The organism is Paenibacillus hunanensis, assembly GCF_034055775.1.
GTDB classification, from domain to species: Bacteria; Bacillota; Bacilli; order Paenibacillales; family Paenibacillaceae; genus Saccharibacillus; species Saccharibacillus hunanensis.
This window is the reverse complement of the sequence record NZ_CP139194.1, coordinates 814,547-838,891: the sequence shown is the minus strand read 5'-3', so window position 1 is coordinate 838,891 and position 24,345 is coordinate 814,547. Positions and strand designations below refer to the sequence as shown.

Annotated in this window: 15 protein-coding genes; all 15 read right to left on the bottom strand. The window is 44.9% G+C overall.

Features of this window, described 5'->3' with window-relative positions; all coding sequences use genetic code 11:
- Positions 1-69 precede the first annotated feature (69 nt).
- The 15 genes from SK066_RS03310 to SK066_RS03240 all read right to left on the bottom strand — a co-directional run bounded on the left by SK066_RS03310 (position 70) and on the right by SK066_RS03240 (position 24,310).
- Positions 70-795, bottom strand: coding sequence for a response regulator (locus SK066_RS03310; RefSeq protein ID WP_188774140.1), 726 nt, complete (start codon positions 793-795; stop codon positions 70-72).
- Between the two features lie 13 nt (positions 796-808).
- Complete coding sequence (locus tag SK066_RS03305; RefSeq protein WP_188774141.1) at positions 809-1,960, bottom strand: sensor histidine kinase; 1,152 nt, start codon at positions 1,958-1,960, stop codon at positions 809-811.
- Positions 1,961-2,020: 60 nt separating this feature from the next.
- Positions 2,021-4,702 (bottom strand): stalk domain-containing protein, encoded by a 2,682-nt coding sequence (locus SK066_RS03300; protein WP_320543634.1) that lies wholly within the window; start codon positions 4,700-4,702, stop codon positions 2,021-2,023.
- A gap of 549 nt (positions 4,703-5,251) precedes the next feature.
- Positions 5,252-6,499: a methionine adenosyltransferase gene (metK, locus tag SK066_RS03295; protein ID WP_407673738.1), complete on the bottom strand. Its 1,248-nt coding sequence runs from the start codon at positions 6,497-6,499 to the stop codon at positions 5,252-5,254.
- Between the two features lie 384 nt (positions 6,500-6,883).
- On the bottom strand, positions 6,884-7,516 hold the full coding sequence (locus SK066_RS03290; protein WP_320543632.1) for a hypothetical protein: 633 nt from the start codon (positions 7,514-7,516) through the stop codon (positions 6,884-6,886).
- Between the two features lie 289 nt (positions 7,517-7,805).
- Entirely contained in the window at positions 7,806-10,139 is a 2,334-nt protein-coding gene (locus SK066_RS03285) for a copper amine oxidase N-terminal domain-containing protein (protein ID WP_320543631.1), read from the bottom strand.
- A gap of 717 nt (positions 10,140-10,856) precedes the next feature.
- Positions 10,857-14,885: an S-layer homology domain-containing protein gene (locus tag SK066_RS03280; protein ID WP_320543630.1), complete on the bottom strand. Its 4,029-nt coding sequence runs from the start codon at positions 14,883-14,885 to the stop codon at positions 10,857-10,859.
- 421 nt (positions 14,886-15,306) lie between these two features.
- On the bottom strand, positions 15,307-16,434 hold the full coding sequence (locus tag SK066_RS03275; protein ID WP_188774147.1) for an MraY family glycosyltransferase: 1,128 nt from the start codon (positions 16,432-16,434) through the stop codon (positions 15,307-15,309).
- Positions 16,435-16,546: 112 nt separating this feature from the next.
- Positions 16,547-17,305 (bottom strand): WecB/TagA/CpsF family glycosyltransferase, encoded by a 759-nt coding sequence (locus SK066_RS03270; protein WP_320543629.1) that lies wholly within the window; start codon positions 17,303-17,305, stop codon positions 16,547-16,549.
- Positions 17,306-17,312: 7 nt separating this feature from the next.
- Positions 17,313-18,566, bottom strand: a complete 1,254-nt coding sequence (gene csaB / locus SK066_RS03265; RefSeq protein WP_320543628.1) for a polysaccharide pyruvyl transferase CsaB — start codon at positions 18,564-18,566, stop codon at positions 17,313-17,315.
- Positions 18,539-20,566 carry a DUF5693 family protein gene (locus SK066_RS03260; protein WP_320543627.1) on the bottom strand — a complete coding sequence of 676 codons (2,028 nt, stop codon included), beginning with the start codon at positions 20,564-20,566 and terminating at the stop codon, positions 18,539-18,541. Before SK066_RS03260 ends, csaB begins: the two co-directional genes overlap by 28 nt.
- 187 nt (positions 20,567-20,753) lie before the next feature.
- Positions 20,754-22,469 (bottom strand): phospho-sugar mutase, encoded by a 1,716-nt coding sequence (locus tag SK066_RS03255; protein WP_320543626.1) that lies wholly within the window; start codon positions 22,467-22,469, stop codon positions 20,754-20,756.
- A 65-nt stretch (positions 22,470-22,534) separates the two neighbouring features.
- A complete protein-coding gene (gene fabZ, locus SK066_RS03250) occupies positions 22,535-22,972 on the bottom strand; it encodes a 3-hydroxyacyl-ACP dehydratase FabZ (RefSeq protein WP_188774152.1) in 438 nt (145 codons plus the stop codon).
- 188 nt (positions 22,973-23,160) lie between these two features.
- Positions 23,161-23,466, bottom strand: coding sequence for a DNA-directed RNA polymerase subunit beta (locus SK066_RS03245; RefSeq protein ID WP_320543625.1), 306 nt, complete (start codon positions 23,464-23,466; stop codon positions 23,161-23,163).
- Positions 23,459-24,310, bottom strand: a complete 852-nt coding sequence (locus tag SK066_RS03240; protein ID WP_320543624.1) for a flagellar hook-basal body protein — start codon at positions 24,308-24,310, stop codon at positions 23,459-23,461. Before SK066_RS03240 ends, SK066_RS03245 begins: the two co-directional genes overlap by 8 nt.
- Between the last annotated feature and the right edge of the window lie 35 nt (positions 24,311-24,345).

Below are 24,345 nucleotides of genomic sequence, written 5' to 3'. Positions count from 1 at the left end.
AAAGTGTGCTTCACTTTGACTTTACTATTGTAGTATATCACTCACGTCTAGTTCAGATCAAAATTCGAGTTACAGTGTAACCCAGCCATGCTTGATCGAGTTGATAACCGCTTGTGTACGATCATCAACCTCCATTTTTTGCAAAATGCTACTCACGTGGTTTTTAACCGTTTTCTCACTAATGAACAGGTATTCACCAATCATTTTGTTGCTCTTGCCCTCTGCCATCAGACGCAGCACTTCAGCCTCGCGTCGTGTCAGTGGATTATCATCACCGGCTACAAATTTCACACCAGTGTCGCCGTTATTATTGTTATCAGCCAGCGTGCCTGTTTCGTTTACATACGTCATCCGGCGAAGCTGCTGAATGAGCTTCCCTGTTACTTTTGGATGGATGTAAGCATGCCCTTCCACTACAGAGCGGATCGCATTAACAAGAGACTCTGCCTCCATGTCTTTGAGCAGATAGCCCGAAGCGCCTTTGCGCAGTGTCTCAAACACATAGCTTTCATCATCATGAATCGACAGAATGATAACCTTAATGTCAGGGAAAAGCTCGCGTAGCTTCTCAGTCGCTTCTACCCCGTTCTCAACTGGCATATTGATATCCATCAATACAACTTCCGGTGGAGTATGATTGCAGAACTCCAGTACCTGAATACCATCTCCACATTCGCCAATGACCTCCAGATCATCCTCCATATTGAGGATGCGCTTTAGCCCTTCGCGGAACAGTTGATGATCATCGGCCAGCAGTATTTTAATTTTTTTAGAGCCGTAATCATGGTTTTCCATCCTGTTACTCCTTTCACTTTTCCACATTCGTTGGAATATGAATGACAATTTTTGTCCCCTGATTTTCAGCAGATTCAATTTCCATTCTGCCGTCAAGCAATTCGACTCGTTCGCGCATGCCAATCAGACCGAAGTTATTATGGTCTTTGGTACGCTGATCTACCTTTTCCAGATTAAAGCCTTTGCCGTTGTCTTCTACGGTCAGCTTCACAATCTGAGCCTGAAACGTAATGATGACAGTGACATACGTCGGTTCGGCATGTTTTGCTGCGTTGGTCAGTGCCTCCTGTACCAGGCGGTAGATGGCAGCCTCCATCGCGGAACTGAGCCGGTATTCCTTGCCTCTGGTTTCAAAAATAGAACGGATTCGAGTTTTTTCCTCATAATCCTGCACATACTTCCGCAGAGTTGGAATAAGCCCCAGATCATCGAGGGCCATAGGTCTTAAATTGAAAATGACTTTTCTCATTTCTTCCAGGCTGGAACGCACCTGTCCCTTCAAATCTATTATTTCGTCCCGTACCATCGCATAATCCTGCTTTGCGATCATTCTTTCTACAATTTCGGTCCTAAGAACTAGATTTGCCAGTAATTGTGCAGGGCCATCATGAATTTCACGGGAAATGCGCTTGCGTTCATCCTCTTGCGCCAAAATAATTTTAAGGCCGATCAGCTGACGATTTTTAGCAGATTCAATAATACGGGTGACCTGATTCAGCTCACCCGATAAATATTCGAGCACAACTCCCATTTGCGAGCCGATCGTTTCAGCTCGCTCAATGGAGTTTTCTACGTTCTTCACTCGCTTCTGCAAATCGTCACGGCGTGCCTTCAAATACATTTCCTTTTCCCGATATATCATCAGATCAAGCTGTAGCTGAGTCGCCTTCTCGTAGGCTTGTTTGATATCTTCTTCATTATACCGCACAAAGTCACGACTTACTTCAGTGAGTCTGATTCGGGAACTGCGATAACCGACCTCAAGCTTGTCTACCTTCTCGATCGTCTCCGCTGTCTCACGCAATACCAGTTCAAGCTCAGTATTCAGGGACAACAGCTCACGCCGCGAAGTGTCCAAAATCTCGAAGATCTGATATTTGCTGTTTTCCATTACATTTGTTGCGTTCTTAATGACGTGATCTATCGCATCAGCGTGGAACTCCACTTGATCTTCTCCATTTCTGTAAGTCATTTATATGATACTTTTATATCATATTATAACTTATCATGATTGGATAGTAATCGTCTTGGTTGTTTGATCCCATTTTACATTCAATCCAAGCTGCTCAGATACGAGTCTTAGAGGGACTAAAGTCCTACCAGAAACGATAACTGGTGCAACCGATGAACTCTGCAAACGACCATTTTGTACATAATTTTTTTGTCCAACCGTCAAATCGATCAATTGTCCTGCACGCAAAATCGTCACTCGTTGATTCGATTGATCCCAGTTTGCCTGTCCACCAAAAGCATCTACGATGTATTTTACCGGAATATACGTGGCACTGTCTTTGAGCATTGGTGCTGCATCAATTGACTGTGCTTGACCATTCAAAGTCGCCGTCTTTTTGCCGACTGTCATCGCCAGTGAACCGGTTGGATTCGCAAAGCTTGGCGCCTGTGTTGCACCGGTCAGCTTGATATTATCAATCTGGATCATGCCTGTCGCTGCACGCTCATCCTGACCTTCTTCTACATTCACCACATACAGACGTTTCAGCTTGGCTGGATACGCAATATTCAGTCCGGACAGATCCACATTCAGTGTCTTCCAGCCCTTCCAGTTCAGACTCTTGGCAATATCAATGTATACAGTTTTGCCATTTGCATCCGTAACCTCGCCACGCAGCCAGTTATAGCTCTGATCGCTGTATACATCGAGAGACATCGATGACGAGCCTGCTGTCAATGCTTTACCAGAGGTTCCGTTGAATTGCGCATAGGCATACTTCTTCGCTGTTCCAGCTGTCATATCATAGCTTAGCTGCAATACTTTGGAGCTTGCATGATCATCTGCGCCCTGTACAATACTAGCCGAGCCTGTAACATTGCTTGGATTGCCTAGGAAGCTAATATTATAGCCTGTATTTTCGAAATCTTCCCATGTGCTTGCCTGTGCGCCACCTGTGCCCAGTACGATCATCGTACTAAAGCCATCATAGCGAGCAATCGCATAGCCCACTTTAGCATCCTTGTCGACCGAGTTAATCGTCAATTGATCACCTTTAACTGTACCTTTAAAGCCGACGAACTGCCAGTTTAGCATTTCGGGTGCAATCGTCAGACTGGAGCCATTTTTCAATGTCGCAGTTACCGGTACAGAAATCGTTGTTCCTGCTTGTAATGAAGCGGTTTTGCTGGCTGGTGTCAGACTTTGAATCGCTTCTGCGCCTACAACCTCTACATTCATACTTGTGCTGATACCATTGCTTGTCGCTGTGACCTTGGCAGTACCTGATTTTACAGCCTGGAACTGGTCACCTGTCCATTTAATATTGCTATTGCCTGCTTTCCAGGTTGGCTTGATCGCATCGTTTTTGATCGGGTTATAGTACGTGTCATAGCCCTTCGCCGAATAGGTTGCCGTTTGACCTAGTAATAGCTGCTTTGGCCCGCTAATACTAAAGCCCTTCACACTGCCTTGAGGCGCTGTTGTGTATACACCGAGTCCATTTACTACGCTACGCTGTGTTGTACCGCCATATTCCGTCTCAAACGCTAGTGTAGCCTTATCTTCGCCAAGCGGACGGCTTACGAGCGTCGTTGAACCACCGCCATCGAGATTTAGACCCTTCCATACACCGATCGATGTCATAAAGTCTTGCAGCTCGGACAGCGACATACCTGCACTATTGTCATTATCCTCCACAGCAATGACATACGCATAGCGTCCATCCTGAGAATAACCGACCGATGTACGTGCACGGTTACCCCCGATGGAGCTTACACTACGAGAAAACGAGGATGGCTTGCCACCATCAACCAGAATGGTATGACCACCGATCATCATTTTCAGATCGGACGGGTCTACCGTTTTACCAGTTGATTTGACCCGTAGGGAATAATCGGTTGTCACCTTTTGCCCGACTGCCATATGCTGCTGAATGTATTTCGCAGCTGTTCCATGCGCACGCAAAATATATGCACCTGTAGGCACTGCTTCCTGAATCGTTTTATTCGCAGAGATCTGTGTAATCACGCCGTTCTCTACCAACACCTCTGTTGGCGTGGTTGAGCTATTTGCTGGACGTTCTGTCGCTTTCCAGGCATCAGTATAAATATACATTTTATTCATGTGACTGTAGGTTTTATCCGGCTCTGTCATATAGGAGGCCTGATTGATACCAGCCAGGTCAAAGGTAGAGCCATCCTGAGCCGTAACCTTACCTTCAAATGTAAATTGCTCGATCATCGGCGTTCCACTCTTTGTCACGCCAAATGCATACATTCCTGTTAACTGCGAAGGACTCGACATCAGCACACCGTCAGATACCTGCGCTCCCATCGGTACGCCCTCTGCACTTGTATTGAAGTAGTCACCATTCACGCCGGCAACTGCTTTTGTCTCCTGCGCCATGCCTTCAACCGATTGACGGGTCGTAAATTTACCACCCTTGCCTGTCATCACATCGAGATTCACATAAGGATTTTGCAAATCCACTCGAACGACATCCGCTAGAACATTAATGCTTCTGCCAGAACGTGTTGTCTTATATCGATATTGCAGCAATTTGGCACCGGATGTAATGTAGCTTTCATCCAGCTTGGTGGTCGATGCTGCCGCTGCTGTTTGCGTTGCCAACAATGAGCTTGCTGGAAGACCCAACTCCACTACAGGCTGAATCCAAAGTGTACCTGCGAGAGTGAATACAATCCATCTGCGCATTGTTTTTGTTTTGCCAGTCATTAATAAAACGCCCCTGTCCTTAAAATTCCTCGAGCAGGCTGGTTCACTCCAGCTGCCTGTGTGGTGCTTGTTTGTATATGCGACTAACCTACGTATTCATCAATGAAAATACCTTATACAATTAGACTACTCTTTAGCATAAAAGTTACGGTTAGCATATGTTTTTATACATTTCGTTTTGCATGATCATACACTGTTTTTCATCCTTATAGTATACGCTTTATACTATACTCATACCAATCATAGTATCTTGCACAAAAAGCCGCTCTGCATATTGCAGGCGGCTAGTGTGTAGGAATGAGGTATAACATGGATCATGCCATGATTCGTCTCGCTAACTATTTAATTGTATCGCTTCGATATAGTAATTGTAGATTTGTATGCGATACGTTCTCCGTACAAACGTATACACACTATTTTATACCAATCAAGCTTATACAAGACTAACGTTTAGTCTCACAGCATGATGTCGTAACATAGAATTCAAATGTATAATCCCATATTACGCACTCAAGCTAAAACATGGTAACCTTCTGCCTTAACGCTAGTTTACAGACCTGCTTCAGTTCTCAGCAGCTCTGCTTTATCAGTGTTCTCCCATGGTACATCCAGATCGGTACGACCAAAATGACCATAAGCTGCTGTCTGACGATAAATTGGACGACGCAGATCCAGCATACGAATAATACCCGCAGGACGCAAGTCAAAATGCTTGCGGATTAGTTCTACCAGTTTATCCTCACTTACCTTACCTGTGCCATACGTATCCACATTGATCGATACCGGCGTAGCTACACCAATCGCGTAAGCAAGCTGAATCTCACATTTATCAGCAAGACCCGCAGCAACGATATTTTTCGCTACATAACGAGCAGCATAGGCTGCGGAACGGTCTACTTTTGTAGGATCTTTGCCTGAGAAAGCACCGCCGCCATGACGAGCATAACCACCATATGTATCTACGATGATTTTACGACCTGTCAGACCTGCATCCCCCTGAGGACCACCAATAACAAAGCGTCCAGTTGGGTTGATAAAGTATTTTGTTTCTGCATCCAACAGATCCGCTGGCACTACAGGAGCAATAACATGCTCACGAATATCCTTTTGAATCTGCTCCAGCGTAATTTCTTCTGCGTGCTGAGTAGATACGACGATCGCATCGATACGTACAGGCTTATTATCCTGATACTCTACCGTCACCTGTGTTTTACCGTCTGGACGAAGATAATCAAGCGTACCATCTTTACGTACTTCGGACAAACGACGCGCGATACGGTGAGACATCGCGATAGGCAATGGCATTAATTCTGGCGTTTCATTCGTTGCAAAGCCAAACATCAAGCCCTGGTCGCCTGCACCAATATTTTCAGTTTCAAGCTTCAATTGCTCTGGATCACGAGTTTCCAGAGCTGAGTTTACACCCTGTGCAATATCAGCAGATTGCTCATTCAAGGAACTCAGAACAGCACATGTATTGTAATCAAAACCGTATTTTGCACGTGTATAACCTATTTCCTTAATTGTATTACGTACAATTGAAGGAATATCAACGTATTCCGATTTCGTACTAATTTCACCAATAACGAGTACCATACCTGTTGCTACTGCTACCTCGCACGCTACACGCGCATTAGGGTCATTAGCCAAAAACGCATCAAGAACTGCATCAGAAATTTGATCACAAATTTTATCGGGATGTCCTTCAGTTACAGACTCTGATGTAAATAAATGCTTTTTAATTGTCGACACAAACTCAACCTCCCATATGGATAGTAAGACCAATGCGTATTGCATTACAGCCTTTCAAAGTGCTCCCACACAAAAAATGAACCCTTCCCATATGGAAAAGGTCGCTTTACAAGCCTTACAGGTCATGATAAACCATTTAGCTAGAGGTGTCAAACCATCATAACCAATTAATCCTGTCGGTATTGTTTATTTAATATTAATTCCATTATATATCCTGCATAATCACATAAAGAATACAATCCATTAAAAACACTTCAAGTAAACGAACTACCAAAAAATTACAATATATTGCGTATGAGATTATGCCTTCATTAAAGGAAATATTTTTATATTTATTGCATTCTATGCATGAAATTCATTCACTTATGTAGGATACCTTTACTGTACAGAGAAGCTCAACTAAGAAAGGTACCCGTAAATCAAATTGTATTATTGTACATCATAGCTTCCAATAACCATCAGTGTTGCATTAGATGTCTGGTTAGCAGTCACCATCACACCACGACCATCACGGGGAAATAGCAATAAGTGATTATTAGCAATGGCCTGATTACCACCCAAATCCGTTCCATCCGTTACATCGACAATACCATTGGTCCCATCGCTATATACAGTAGCATTACCATGTCTCACAATGATCTGTGTACCTGCTTTTGCAATTAATGTTTTGCCAGGTCGTAGCTCAACAATATCAATTTTGGCGGTAGCTGAGGTCGAAGCTGAATTACTAGAGCTTCCTATAGCGGCTCCAGTATTCGAATTTGACGTATTGGAGCTAGAAGATGAATTGTTGGAGGAAGAGCTCGAATTATTTTTTGTTCCACTGGATGTGTTGGAGTTATTATTTGCCGAGCTGCCTGAAGAACTATTCGAAGTTCCAGAATTCAAGTTACCACCCAGTGCTTTCTGAATTTGTTGATCGACATAGCTTTTAGTTACCACCGGATCATCAGCTGAACCTAGTTGACTGCTCGCATTACTAACCGTTGTGAACGAACTTCCTACCCATACCCCAATGCCAATGGTTGCTACTGCGAGCATCCATGTTGATCTTTTCCCCATAACATGTACCTCCAAGATTAAGTTCTATTATAAATTGGTATTATTTTCGATAAATAAATGGCCATTGTATATATGACAATCTCTCATACTTCCTCATTGCTTGTAATACGAAACCTTTTACTTTTCATTCATCCTTGAATAGCATGTTTTCTCTCACTATATCATACTAACGAATCAGACTTATAAGCAAATTAGAAAATAAAAAATACCCCGGAGCAGTTGCCTACTCCGAGGTATCTCAGTGAAGGTATGACTACCTTCTATGGTTTAGCTTGTAATATCAGAGATATTACTTGCTGTTTACTGTTACAGTTTTAGCTGCAGCATCGTATTGGATTACTGCATCCAGAGCTTTACCAACCCATGCGATTGGCAGTACTGTACGGTTAGCTTTAGTTACTGCTTTAACGTCCATGTTGATTGTGGAACCGTTAATTGTCAGTTGGTTAGTGTTCAGTTTCAGCTGAACTACGCGATCACCTTTGATCATTGTAACAACAGAAGTTGCTTTGTCGAACAGGATGTTCGCTTGGGATACGCCCAGAGCTTCTGCTACATAACGAACTGGCAGGTAAGTGCGGCCGTTTTCAACGTAAGGAGCAACTTCAGCAGTACGAGTTTGACCGTTTACAGTGTAAGCAGTGCTACCGATTGTGTAGATAGCAGTTACAGCGTTGTCAGTCTCACCAGCTGGTGCAGTACCGATTGTAGCGATAGCTGCTTGAGCTGCGTATTTGTAGCTGGAGTTCCAAACGTCTGCTACATCACCAAAGCCATGGTATGCAGTGTAAGCTGCGCCGTCGCCTTGTACTTTAGCAACGATGTCGCCTTGTGGTACAGTACGGTCGATACGCAGGTTAACGCCGCTAACTGTGATTGTGCTTGCAGTTGTGCTCTCGCTATCTACGTAGAAACGCAGAACGCCTTGAGTACCGCTGTTGTTGTAAGTGTCAACGGATACGTTACGGATGCGCAGGTCGCCACCAGTTACGGATACAGTTGGAGTCGAACCGAAAGTTACGCCTGCTGGCAGAAGAACTTCAACCAGACCAGTACCATCGTCAGTCAGTGCACCAGCAGCGCCTTCTTTGATCATCAGATCGCCGATAGAAGCATTGTCAGTACCGATTGCAATGTTGTAAGTTGCGTTAGTTGCAGTCAGGGATACGCCAGATACTGCTGTTGCCAGTTTAACTGTACCAGTCAGACCTTGGCTACCTGCTACTGTAGCGTTCAGATCACCAGTGAAACCTGGTTGAACTGCTACTTCAACGTCTTTCAAAGTGATAGAACCAGCTTTGTTAGAAGTGTTAACAGCGCCAGTACCGTTCCAAGTCAGACGCAGTGTACGTCCGTCTGTACCAGTGTAGCTGATTTGATCTGGTGTACGCAGACCGTTAGCAGTGTCGATAGAACCAGTTGTACCAGTTGTACCTTCGCCACCAGTGTAAACAGACTGCCAACGAGCACCCTCCGGCAGTTGCAGTGTTACTGTACGGCCACCGATGAAGGAACCTGCTACAGCTTCTTTAACTACAACATTACCGATTTTTTGCTCATCTTGACCAGCTACTACAGTAGTTGGGGAAGCAACTGTTACACCACCACCGTATTGACCGTAAGTACCAACTACCAGAGAAGATACGTTGATAGAAGAGTTACCGCTAACTGTAGCAGTTACGTCGCCATCTTTTGCTTTGTCTTCGTCTTGAACTGTGAAGTTCAGAGCCAGATCAAATGCAGAAGCAGCAGAACGGGAAGCACCGTTAGATGCGATAGTCAAAGTGTCGCCATTAACTGTTGCTGTTACATTGTTGGAAGACAGTGTGCCGTACAGTGGAGTTACTGCACCAGCTGCAGACCATTCAAAACCACTAGGCAGTTTCAGTTTTACTGCGTTACCGGATTTCAGGGAGTTAGCTACGGACTCAGTAACACGCAGGTTGAAAGTAAAGTTGTCGCTGCTGGATTGTACATCGCGTGCTTCCAGAGCTACTTGACCAGAAGATACTACTGTAGCAACTTTTACGTTACCAGTTGGCAGGCCGCTTGTAGGGTCTGCGGAGAAAGTAACGTTAACGTCGCCGCTGCTAGGACCAGTAGATACGATACCGTTCAGGATCAGACCCAGAGTGATATCATCACCTTGGTTAGAACCAGTGATAGCAAGACGTGCGCTAGTTGCGTTGATGCGAGTAGCTGTTACGCCAGCTGGTTGGGAAGTACCATCAACGATAGAAACGGAAGTAGGAGCACCTGTTGCAAATGCGTTAGATGCAAACTCAAAACCGGAAGGCAGAGTAACTGTCAGGTAAGTTGCATCAGTTGCGCTGTTGTTCAGTGTGTAGCGATCGATGTTGATGTTTACGCGGCCCAGATCAACTGCAGTACCGCTAGTGGAAGAACTCAGAGTTGGAACGCTGATAACATCGAAAGAACCGGATGCATGTGCTGCTGTTGGAGCCAGTACACCTGCAACTGGAGCGATACCAGCCAGCAGAGCTGCGCTTGCTGCTACGTTAATAACTTTTTTAGTAGACTTTTTCATAACCTTTTTTTCTCCTCCTTGAATATCATAAACATTATTTTTGTTTGTTTGTTTGTTATGGATTTTATTACTCATGTTGTTACACCCCCTTCCCGAGTATAAGCAAATCCCATTGTATGATGATATCTGTGAAAATCACAGAAAATCGTAACCGGAACATTCGCCAATCAGAAGACCGCAGTGTCCAATGGTATTATACACTTGCGCCAATGATGCCGTAAAGACATTTTTTCACATCGGGATTGTTGAATATTCCATTAGGGTTCATTGTCATTCAACAACCTGTTAGCATGTTTTTTGCCGTCATTTCATCAGGTTCGTATATATAGACGCAGGGTTTCTTTAAAAGTTGCAGTGCCTTCAAAAAAATTTTTAGCACAACCTTATTAATCTTACTATACTTTTAAAGAGATTACCAACTTCGCCCACTCACCTGTAACTGCAAGCTACTTTTTAATAACTCTAAGTAGTACCTAAACAGGTTTGTTGTTCTTTAAACACTTGGGCTCAGGAGAACTTTTAGTGCTGCTCTCGCTGTTTCCAAACTTATAGACGCGGGGTGTTGCAAAAAGGTTGCAGCGTTTTTAAAGTTTTTTTGATTTTTTATAAATTTAGTGATTATAAAAATCTAAAAAATGCCCAAAACCCTTGATATAACAGCGTTTTTTCATTTCTCGCCTTTATCAAAATATATTCCCGAAATCTTCTGAAACAATAAAAAGAGCGTTCACCTTTATAGATGAACGCTCTTTTATTTAACTCCATCACTTGATCGAAGTTATATCTTATCCTTTACATCTTCGGCAGCTTTTTATCGCTGATCATGACTTTAGCTAAAATTACAGCTGTATCAGAGCGCAGCATTTTGGCTGTCGGAGTAAAGTTGAAGCCTTTTGTCGAATCGCCATCAATCGCGGATCCGTTGATGAAGCCTTTTTTCGCTACAGCTAGAACAGAAGCTCTTGCATAGCGATCAACTGTGCTAGCATCTTTGAAGATCTTTTGCAGACCTGCATCGATTTTGGTCTGATCGGTTTCCAGCTTGAGGTTCAATGCTTTGGCAATAATAACTGCCGCATCCTGACGGCTGATATTTTCACCTGGGCTGAACACCTGTGGCTGTGTACCACGAACAAAGCCGGCACGGGCTGCTGTTTCAATATAACGATAATCATATAATGCATCAGGGAGAATCTGTGAATCATTACTACTCACATCAATAAAGTGCTTAGGTCCCTGGAAGTCAAACGGCATTTCTTTCGCTCTTACAATTGCACGAGTGAACTCACCACGTGTTACATATTGGTCTGCACCAAAGGAGCTATCTGGATCTGTCGCCTTCATAATGCCTTTAGCAAACAGAGCTTCCATATAGTCACGCGCATAGCTGTGCTGAACAATATCTGCATAAGAATAGCTGAGCTTAGCAACTACATAGTAACCGAAACGATCAAACGGCACAGTTACAGTATGACTCTTCGCGTTTACTACGCCACCGATATCTTCCCATTGACCAGAGCTGTTACCCAGCGAGCGGTCGAAGAAGAATACGGTGATCAGTTTACCCGCGTCTTCAGCCACGTTATCGGAGTAAGACAGTGTCAGTGTTCCGCGTTTGGATGGAACAAGCTCGTTACGCGGATCACGCTCATAAAAGCTAGGGATACTGGAATTAGATGATTGATAAGGATCTTGACCCATTGTAACCGGATCATATGCGCTAGTATCCAGATTATCTGCCAGACCTGGATCGATCCAGTATACCGGGCTACTTTTCACAAAGTGATTGTTAAATTGGCTTACGAAAATTTGTTGTCCAACTTTGAATTTTTGGTCCATGTTCGTAGGGATTTGTTCAAAGTTATAGCGATTGATAACACCATCCTGGCTGTTACCAATTCCGAACAGCAGTGTATTGCCAGAGAATACTTCATTTTTACGCTGATCGTCTGCTGATGTACCAATATCACGACGGATCAAGTTTGTTCCCGATGGGAATTTGAGGTTAAGATCTCCTTCAAATACTTTTGCAGAATTCTTCATATCCTGCATGTATTCTGCACCCGGGATATTAGTTGGTACATATTTAACGATAACCTGGTCTTTGATCTGTTGACCAGCGATTGTAACCACGATCGGAATTTTAGTTTCTTTATTTGGTTTCAGATCGCGAACAGTTACCGTATATGCATCTGGGTATTCAGGGTCTTTACCATTAATTTTACCGTTAGGATCCGTATAAAAAGGTGCCTTTGTAGCTGTTTCTTTGTTGATCACAACGGATGTAGCATTTTTAGAGTTAATAACAACATCAATGAAGTTGCTGTTTGTCAATTTTTGAGCTTCAAGTGGACGAACAATCGTATACGTGTCCGTCTGTTTGTTGATCTCCATTCGTGCGGAAGAACTTGGGCCACCTGTACCTGTGTTATACACTACAAAGTTATAAACGACAGGTGTGCTATCGTCAGGTACTTGCTGACCTCTTACAATAAAGGCAAATGACTGCTTGCTGTAATCATAAAATACACTTAGCGTATCGCCTGCACTGGAACCTGCATTGAAAATATCACCATTCGTCGAAGTAAAGCGATTGTTCAACGTCCATGTTCCAACTGTGCTTCCATCTGACTTCGTCACCTGGAGAATATAATTGGCTTTGTTCAGAGAACTATCTGCCAGTGCACTATTGACACTTGCCTGATTCGTTCCCAAATCTACAAAGTCAAATGTACCGTAAATGTTAAAGTTCTTTTCTTTTGTAGTATAAGCTGTACCGTTGAGTGGGAATGCTGCATCCTTAGCTGTAGGGATGGCATCACTACCACCACTATAGGAGAATGGGAAAATGCCCAGCGTTGTATCTACAGGAATGACAGGTACGTCTGTAGGTACCAGATTGATTTTCACAGACAATTCATACGATGTTTTATCTGTTTTGAATACCAGCTTGATCGTGTTCTCACCAGAGAACAATGCATTATACGCTTTGTTGATGTCCTGAATTTGGAAATTAGGATCATTAGCGTTCGAGCTTGCTGGTACCAGCGGTACGAGCGTATTGTTCACATAGAAGAATACAGTTTGCTTATTACTTCCATTATCTGCATAGCGGATATCGGATTGAGTAGTGACATTTTGCAATTTACCAGAGAAGTTATCCAGTGTATCCGTCACAATACGAGTTGCTGCACCGGATACGTTTTGGCTGTTCTTGATAACCATACCATCGTAAGCTTTGTTGAAGCTTGCATAAGGTCCAAACAAAACGTTAATAGTTGCAGACACTTCAGGAGTTGTTACTGCTCCTTTAGATGCTGTAAAGGTAAGTGTCTGTGTACCATTTACAGGTACTTTGGTTAATTTGTAAATTAAGCGTTGCATACGTTGCGAGCTACCATTAATCGTTTGAACAACAGATTCAGAACTGATTTGTGTGTAGGTTGGTGCATCTGTTGCTGTTTTACCTGTTCCATCTACAACTTTAGTGATATTCAGCGTTGTGCTGCTGTCACCATTTACTACAAATACTTCAAGTGCTGCTGGCAAGGAGAAGATATTCGCTCCATCCAATGTTGTTCCTGTCATCGCTTGTGCTGCGGATGCAGTTGTATTTTCTGTATACCCAGACAGGTAGTTCACTTTGTAAATGTAAGCTGCTGCGCTATTACGAAGTGTTAAACCTAGACCTTTGCTGGAATCATTTTTTGCTGTAATGGAAAGGTTGATACCTTGATCATAATCAAATGTGCGTGTTGCACTTTCAGGAATATTGTATTGCAAAGTAATATATGCTGCTGTACTTTCAGCTTCAACAATCGTTGGCGTTACACTGCCGCTATAGTTAGCTGATACTGCTCCATCTGGTAAACCTGCTCCACTAAATGTGTAGCTGATATAGTTGGTCAGATCAGTTGGACGCTTACCATCTGTCAGAGGAACAACGACTTTACCTGTTACTCCAAATGTGTTTTTGGAAACGGTGAAGTCAGGGAATGATGACAAGTCCGCAGAAGTGTTGGAATCGCTCTGAGCATACGTATCATAGAACGTAGTCAGACCATTATAGAACGTAACTTCACGTGTTGTTTCCAACACTTGCGTTCCGTTACTAGCCTGAATCGTCAATGTGTTTTTACCAAGCTTCAATGCGATTGGGGCAACTGTAAATTGATAATTATTCGCGCTTGAAACAATCGCTGTACGGCTATTACCACCGTTTACGAGTACAGTCACTTTTGTCGCGTTTGGTGCAGAACCGCTAAGCGACATATTGGCTGTTTGTTGTCCGTCATTAATTCCACCTTTGGCTGCTGTCAGTACAACTGGCGTATTTTCTTTCAGCGCAACGGTATCGTTATCCAGTACGCCTGTTAAGTTATAAATAGTAGGTCCATCACGGTACTCTACATAAATGGACTCTGCAACTTGAGAAGAAACGCCTTGCGTTGCTTTAAACGTAATACGGTTCAAACCTGCAAACAGAGGAATATCGGAGATCGTCAGGCTTGATCCGCCGGAGGTGCTTGCAGTGATATTACCACTCAATCCTTTATTGGAGTTGATAACAGTGACCGTACTTCCATTTTTAGAAATCTGCTCGACATCATACGAAATCGAGTTTGCGTTAATGTTACTGTAGCTACCTGTCACAGTAAGACGATCGCTGTTGGCGATACGCGGTGTAGAGATATCATACTGTTCATTCGGAAAAATGAAAAAGTTGCCTGTTGCTGCCTGTGCCACATTACCGCCAATTCCTTGAGGCAAAAGGCCAGCCAACAAGACTACCGCCAATAGCATCGATAGTAATTTCTTCAAAATAATGTTCCTCCTCTTGTTCCGCTCACAGCTTTGGTTCTGTATGGCGGGCTTAACCTGTCTACCCTTTTTATCGGCAAGGATAGTATAGATTTTAATAAAATTAGGAAATTCCAAGAAAAAACATCGTATTCGAATCGCGCAATCGTTAAGATATGGACAAAATTTTACACTTGCTTTTTTTGCATACTTGCGCAAGCCTAGTCGTAGCGCGGATTGATGATAATGATCGCCTTTCATTCAATTTGAAGCAAAAGAGATAAGCGAATACCTATATAATAGAAGAAACTCGTTTTATTTTGTTTTCCCCTTCTCTGTTGACACCAAAAAAGCCTCCGCATCGGCGCTATACGCATCGATGTGGAGGCTTTCCATATCAAGACTTGGTGTTTAGTTTGAAATGGTTGATTGGCAATTTACATTAAGGCTTACTACCACGTGTTGGATCAGGCTTTACGCGGAGGCGAGCAATAAGATCTAGCAAGGGCCGCTTCGTTTGACCGACAAGACCGATCAGTTCAGCACCGATCTGCATTACGAACATCATCACACAGATGACGGCAAAGGTAACCCAGTTGGCGTCATTCAAAGCTGCCGAAGACTGGATGATTGCCAGTACACCGAAAAATGCTGCAATTCCGTAGATCAGCAATACCGTTTGGCGATGGCTGAGTCCAAGCTCACGCAAGCAATGATGCAGGTGACCTTTATCAGGTGCAAAAATCGGCTTCTTATGTACCCAGCGACGAATAATAGCAAAGAACGTATCCGACAAAGGTACGCCGATAATAATCAGCGGTGTAATAAACGAGACGACTGCGATCTGTTTGAACCCTAGCAGGGACAGCATCGCAAGACTGAAGCCAAGGAACAAGGAGCCCGTATCACCCATGAAAATTTTGGCTGGGTGGAAGTTGAAATACAGGAATCCGACAATCGCGCCTAGCAGCAGTACACAAAGCAGTGCAACTGGGTAGTTGCCCATAATCAATGACATCGTAAAAATACTACCGATCGCAATAGCGGAAACACCAGCTGCCAGTCCATCCAGACCGTCAATCAGGTTAATGGCATTCGTTACACCGACAATCCAGAAGATCGTAAGCGGAATCGAAATCCAGTTTTCCAGAGCGAAATAATTATCCTGAAAAGGAATATCTACAAAATCAACACGAATACCGTATCCAAATACAACTGTGCACGCAGCGACGAGTTGTCCGATCAGTTTCACTTTGGCTGACAGCTCGAAGCGGTCATCCAATACACCGATCAGTACAATGATAGAGCCTGCAGTAAAGAAGGCTTTCATGAAATTGGCATCACGGGCAGGAAGATCAAAAGGTAAGAACGGCAACACAACCAGAAATGCAATGACTAGAGCCAGGAAAATTCCTAGACCACCCATACGTGGCATAATACGTGTGTGCACCTTGCGAGCATTCGGAACATCAACTGCTCCAATTCGAATCGCAAACCTTTTGACGAGTGGTGTAAGAACAAGCGCCAAAGCGAGCGCCAGCACAAACCCAAGAATACAAACGATTAACATTTGGCTTTTCGACCCCCAATTTATCTCACGGAGCCAATTATACTCCGTTCGAATCTAAACACCAAGCTTTTTTTGACGATTTTCCAGCTAATTTTGCAAAAAAAATGATGGTTTACTGCACTTTTGTTACACTTTCCTTATCTTTGAGCACTTTTACAGCAAATTTGGGCAGCACAAGCATTCGCTTATAACGGTGTGGCTCCTTTAATAGACGGTAAAACCATTCCATTCGCATCTTCTGAAATAACACCGGCGCGCGTTTGGATCTGCCGGAGATAATATCGAAGCTGCCGCCAACTCCCATCATAATCGGTACACCCAGCTCTTGCTTGTATTTGCCAATCCATGGCTCCTGCGTATCCAGACCGCGTGCCACAAACAGTATGTCTGGATTGGCCTCACGAATTGCTGTGATCACCTCAGCATCCTGATCCGGTCCAAAGAAACCATCGCGATAGCCTGCAATCACAGTACCCGGATATAAACTTTGTAACCGAGCCGCTGTATCCTGAATCACGTCCGGCGAGGAGCCGAGCAGATAAACCTTCCAGCCGCGCTGCTGTCCAAGATCCATCAAGCGATGCAGTAGGTCAAATCCAGCTACACGCTCTGCTACCGGTTGTCCACATGTCGAAGCTGCCCATACTAGACCTGCTCCATCAGGAACGAGTAGCTCTGCGTTTTTCATCACATGCATGTATTGAGGCTGCTCAAGGGCAGTCATAATCATAATCGGATTAGCAGTAATAATCTGATTCGGTTGCCGCTGTTCAATAAGATGTTCAACATGGCGTACCGTATCATCCATATTTAGTTTGGAAACATTCAGACCGTAGATCGGTACAGTCGGAATGGTAGACGATTCATTCATGTACGGATCACCTTTGTCCTAAAAAATAATGAGCGATAAATTGCGCTGGCTGTGCAGCATCCTGCTTAAGCGCTGCAATATATGGAGCTTTTGCCTGCTTCCACTCTGCTGTTGTATCCAGCACATGCAGCATATCCTTCAATAAACGTTCCGACTGCACGGCTTCGCTCGTACCGGACGGCTCAATCGCAAGTCGATTTAAAAACTGATCGATCTTTGGATCATAGGAAATACCTAGCAGCGGTACATGCTGAGACGCCGCATAAATAAGACTGTGCAGACGCATGCCCAGCACCAGATCACAGCGACTGACCTCTGCCAGCATTTGCTGTGGATCTACTACCTGTTCGGCGGTGCTAATCGTACTCCCCGATGCATGAACATCACCGATTCGTTCCATAACATAAGCAGAAGCCTGCTCATCCTCTGGTAAATGAAATGGCAGAAACCGTAAATGCACGGGACGCTGACTTGCCAGCTGCTTGAGTGCATCAGCAATGCCATTCAGCTCACGACGCTGCTTATCCCAGAAACGAAGTGAGATTCCAATGAGTGGTACAGGGTTAGCACCAGATTCGCTATTTTCGTTCGAACCCACTGTATTGCTGTCCACAGCTAAAGGTATCATATCATTTTCGGTAGCATGATGACCAGTTTCTGTGACTTTAGCCGTGTTCATTTGATTCTCTCCGACTGGCTGTGAAGCTGTAGAGACTATATTTCCAGGCAAAGGCAAGCCCATAACTGGATCAGCTACTACTGTAATACGACTCGGGTCCAATCCCATTTTGCCCAGTAAGGCAGCTGATTCCTGATCGCGTACTGAAACATACGCACTCTTGCGGAATACATTCCGAATCCATTTGAAAAAGAAACCTTTTTCGACGGGTCCTACACCCTGTGCGTAGATGAACACGGGCTTACGTGCCCACTGTGCGATATGGATAATACCAAGGTAATAAGGAATGGTCAGCGGGCCGGTTGCATCCTGAAGCAGGCTTCCCCCACCGCTAATCATGCCATCGCTTTCCTTCATTAATGCGCGAATCTCACCCAGCTTCATCCGGTGCACCGAGCGCACACCGTACATACGCGCTGTCCATTCCGGATCATTAGACAGTACAACAGGGACGATTGTAATCCCTGCTGCCTGCCCTTGCTCGGCAAGAGAGTTCAGAATAGATTTGAGTACAGCTTCATCCCCGCTATTTCGAAATCCATAATAGCCGGAAATTACGATTTGAACAGAGACGGAGCCCATTTACGCCAACACCTTTCGATAATTTGCCAGATCACAATCGCCACGAGTCCAAGCACCAGACCCAGCGCCATACCGAGCAAACCGCGAGTTAGCGAGATCAGTACAGGTGAGTGGATATGGGCAAATGTATCGACCATCGACAATTGTCCAATCGAAGCAATGATCAGCAGATAAATCGCCTGACGGTATTTTGCAGCGATAAAGATACCTACAATAAAGATCGGATGTGCCATCAAAAATTCCTTGTTACGTGGACGAACATTAAATAGTCCTTCCAGCGCGTTACGGAAATGCATTTCAAGCGGTGATACCGTTCCTGCATTACCTGTACGGGACAGATAATACATGCCCACTACACCGACAATGCCGAGTACGATAACCCAGGTTAATGTGATCGGACGTGTAAGCAGCTTACGGATACCTGCGAAGCCAAAGCTTTCTTTACCACGATAAAAAGCAATATATAGTGCAGTCAGTGCGATTGGTGCAAAGTGCAGCAGGCTAACTCCACGGAATTGATTAATAACGAGCTGATACGTAATATCATCCAGCAAGCCGATGATAAATAATGCTCCTGTCAGCGACCATAGTGAGGTACGCAGGAAGAGCAGTATGGACTGACCGACTCGCTTACCTACGGTTAGACTGCTTCTCGACTCATACATACGGTCTACAGCCTTCACAGCATAGATCATGGCAATTGTCGGAATACTGATCGCTGCCAGTAAGGCTACACCCTGCTCCAATAGCAAGGATTTGTGAATCGCGATCAAGCCGGCACTACCGATCAAGCCGAGTACAAATACAGCCAGTGTGAGTTTACGTACAAAGTAGTACGCCAGCAGCGCGATGGCTGCAATAGCACCGATCAGTACGATCAGTTTCACATAGCGCTCCATCGGGAAAGTGTGCACATCACGAGCAACAGCAGGTCCCAATGTAAAGCCGTTCTTTTGAATATCCTGAATCGCATGCCCTTTCTCTTGCAAACTCAAAATTACGTTGTCGATCGAATTCGTCATCGCTGCCTTCGTGGTATCACGAGAAACAGCCAGATTGATATACATCATACGAATATTACGGTCTTTACTTGCCAGTACAAAGCGGTCAGCTACCGTAATCGGATCCAGCTGTGAATCCGCCTGACTCAGTGAGTACAAGCGTACCACATTATAATTATTCAAATAAGCCAGCTTGCTAAAGCCATCCTGCGGCTTTTTCAAGTTCTCGATCGCAGCAATGGCAAGATTATGCTTTTTCAGCAGCGATGCAAAGGCTGTGATCGTATGCTTTTCGATATCGTCATTAAAGCCGGTTACGCTAGCCCCATCAAACAGAATGGTTTTGACGCCATAGGTCGTAAACTCATCCAGCATTTGCGACATCACATTTTGATTGTAAGGTAGCGCATCATTCAAACGCGGCACAATCTGGAAACCCATATCATGCAGCATTTTCATTGCTACAGGGTCAGGATCAAGCGGCTTCAAGCCTGCATCATCTGTTGAGGTTTGGATCACCAGACCAGGCAGATTCTGATACGTCCACGAGGAAACTGGAATTGCCAGTGAGTTAAATACGCGCTCCAATACAGGGCGAAGCATTTCTTCATTCTCTTTGCTCGTAAATTGAACATACGTAAAATTATCATTGAGTGGAATCACCTGATTTTGGCGATTAGCCACATCCGCAGAACTATACACATGCAGTCGACCAGAGGATTGCAGCTCAGGCAGATTACTCTGATACAAGGCTACAGAGCCGACTCCGGCATTTTTAAGCAATTGCAGCTGCTCCCTGATATAATCCTGGGGATGAGGCTGATACGACGCAATAGAAATCAGATCACGATAGTTGAATACAAACTCTACATTTTGAGACGTGTGCTCTGTCTGGATACGGCTGTACGCCACCGGTAAGGATGCAACCATCCCAATAATAACCAGTATCCATAGCCATTTTGCAGAACGATTGTTCCAATGTTGCCATTTCTGAACCACTCAAGTACCTCCTTAATAATTCCGTCACCCCCATCTGACAAAAGGACTCTTCTGACGCTGGGCATAACGAATGGTTCCGTCATCAGAGTACGCGTCTGACAACGGAACCTCTTCATTCATCTGCTTTATTATATACTGTTTGTTCGCTTAAAGCCTACACTCAATTCCACTTCTATCAAAATAAAAATCAACCGTCAACGCGACTCATTACCGCTTGCTTGAGTCCATTCATGCGTGCTTCGGAATCGCTCAAGGAATCTCCACGTACCGCAAAGTATACTTTGATCTTGGGCTCGGTGCCAGATGGACGCAGGCAGAACCATGAACCATCCTCCAGCATAAATTTCAGCACATTTTCCTTTGGCAATCCATTCAGTCCTTTAGAGTAATCGAGCGCTTCCGTTACCTTCACGCCTCCGATTTCGGCTGGACTATTGCTACGCCAGTCTTCCATAATCGCTTGAATCTGTGCTACGCCGTCTTTTCCTTTTAGCGTACGGGATTCGAGACTTTCCTGGAAATAACCAAACTGCGTGTACAGCTCTTGCAGCACGTCATACAATGTTTTGCCCTGTTGCTTATAGTAAGCCGCTGCTTCACTGATCAGCAGTGCAGCTACAACTGCATCCTTATCACGTGCATAGTTGCCAGCCAGGTAGCCATAGCTTTCCTCATAGCCGAACAGGAATGTATGCTCACCTGTTTGCTCGAACTGGTTCATTTTCTCGCCGATATATTTGAAGCCTGTCAACGTATTGTATACCGTAGCGTTATAATGCTCTGCAATCGCAGCACCCATCTCGCTCGTTACGATCGTTTTCACGACTGCACCATTCGCTGGCAGCTTGCCTTGCTCCTGCAATTGACCCAGATAATAATGGATCATGATCGCACCGGATTGGTTACCTGTCAGAACAAAGTACTTGCCATTATTGTCCTTCACGACTGCTCCCATACGGTCACTATCTGGATCGGTACCGATCAGGATGTCTGCTCCGATCTTCTCACCCAGCTCAATGGCGAGTGTGAACGCCTCGCGCTCTTCCGGGTTTGGCGATTTTACTGTGCTAAAATTACCATCTGGCTCCTGCTGCTGCTCAACGATCGTTACGTTAGTGAAGCCCAGACGCTTCAATCCTTCTTTGACCGGACGATAGCCTGTACCATGCAGCGGTGTATAGATAATGTTCAGGTTTTGACCTGCTTCACCAGCAAGTAGCTCACGATTCACACTGATCGAAGTGACCGTATCCAGGAACGCCTGATCTTCATCGTCACCGAGCCATACGAGCAATCCTTGCTGCTCCGCTGCTTCGCGCTCTACACGCTTGATGTTCGCAAATGAAGACACCTGACGAATCTGCTCGATTACTTGCTCCGCTTCATGCGGTACGAGCTGTCCACCACTCGCGTTGTATACTTTGTAGCCGTTATACTCCGGTGGGTTGTGACTTGCTGTAATCACAATACCGCCCGTTGCTTTCAGATGACGAACAGCAAAGGAAAGCTCTGGTGTAGAGCGCAGCGATGGGAATAGCTTTGCAACGATACCGTTACCTGCGAGTACCAGTGCAGCTTCCAGTGCAAACTCAGGCGAAAAGTGACGAGAGTCATGCGCGATGACAACCGATGGCTTGTCCGCTCCCGTATGTACCGATAAAACATACTCAGCCAGACCCTGTGTAGCCCGGCCAACTGTATAGCTGTTCATCCGGTTGCTGCCTGCTCCGATTACGCCGCGCAGACCTCCTGTACCAAATTCCAGATCTCTATAAAAACGGTCTTCCAGTTCGGATACCTGTCCATCCAGGCTTTGCAGTTCTTGTTTAGTCTGCTCGTCAATCGACGGATCGCCCAGCCATTGATCCAGGTTATGCTTTGCTTGTTCGCTAAGTGTTGTCATTATATCCATCCCTTCTCTACCCGTTAGTATGGTACAACCTATCCAATATGTGTTTCTCTTACCGATCAGGCTTTTTCCGGATCCGTAAGGGCAAACATAATTTCGCCTTCAACAACGACCTTGCCGTCTACTGTAGCGACAGCACGACCTTTACCGATCGATGCTTTCATACGTGTAATTTCCACTTCAAGACGCAATGTATCACCTGGTACAACCTGTCCACGGAAACGGACACCGTCAATACCAGCAAACATTGCCAGCTTGCTGCGGTTTGCTTCTACTTTCAGAATAGCAGCGGCGCCAACCTGTGCCAGTGCCTCCACAATCAGCACACCCGGCATGACCGGATAGCCTGGGAAATGACCCGTGAAAAACGGTTCATTCATCGTCACATTTTTAATACCAACTGCCCGTTTGCCTTCTTCCAGCTCCAGCAGTCGATCCACCAGCAGAAATGGCGGACGGTGTGGAATGATTTCTTGAATTTGCTGTATATCGTACATGCAGATAAAACTCCTCTCATCCAGCGTCCATCGAAGACGCGGAATCCATAGTAGGGAATACGCTTCAAGCGCTTGCTCAGCCTGAAACGAACTATTACGCCTGGTCAGGCATTCCACATCATTATAACGGTTTCGGCATAAAAAATAAAACTCCTGCAAAAGCAGGAGTTTTGAATAAGATGCTTTATTTATGGTGCGTAAACAAGCTGGAAAACATGAGCCCATGTTTCGGGATATAATACGTCAGCAATGCTATGATGTCCAAGCACGGAATAGCCTACAGTCATTCCGATTACCAGAGCAGCCGCGAACCCGACCAACACGAGCATAAATTGCAGAGTTTTCATCCCTGCAGAGCGGGCAGTAGCTGCTGGCTTTTTCTCCTGCTCACGCTCTTTCGATTCGGAAGCTTCCGGTCTGCGTGTTAGCTTCCGATTCGGTGCAGCCTTTTGCGTTTTAGCTGCTTCCTGAATGGTTGAACGACGACTAGGCACGGAGCGAATTCGTGATGTTCATCATTTGATCGCTGGATGACAGCGCACGTGCCGCCAGCTGATACGCACGTTGTACATTAATCATGTCTGTCATCTCATTGCTCAGGTCAACGTTCGAGCCTTCCAGATAGCCCTGACGAATCTGGGTATCTGCGGACATCACGCCAGCAACCTGATTACGTTGCATATTGGCTGGCAATGTGAAGAAATTGCCGTCCATTTGGTACAGACCTTCTGGATGAATAATGCGATCCACACCGATACGCATTGGACGCTGTACATCCTGGCCGTTTACCGTTACGGTCTTGGTTGCGATTTTCACACGGCCTTGAGCATCAGTTGAACGGATAACGCCTTGATCATCAATATCAATTTTCGTTTTAGCAGGAACCTTGACTGGCTGTCCATCCTGATCAAGTAACAGATAGCCCTGATCTGTAGCCATATACGCATTGTTCGGTTCATTGGCTACAGGCACATAGTGAAAGGAGCCTTCACGAGTCCAGCCTTCTTTACCATCTGCGCTTACGCGGAACATCGCATCCCCTTGAATCGCAAGGTCAGTAGGACTGTCTGTCTGATGGAGTTCACCCTGAGACATATTGCGAGTCACTTCACCCATACGCGCACCAAAGCCGATATTGTAGCCACTCGCTGTGATACGACCTGGTAATTGCGAAGCTGCTCCAGGCTGTTGCTTCACAACAGTGAATACATCCTCAAATGTAGCATCTTTGCTTTTGTAACCTACCGTATCCGAGTTGGCAATATTATCCGACACAACGCCCAGCTTTTGTTGAATACCGCTCATCGCCACCATGGCGCTGATCATGGAGTTGTTCATTATTGACCTCCTTTGATTGACAGTTGCTTCATCCT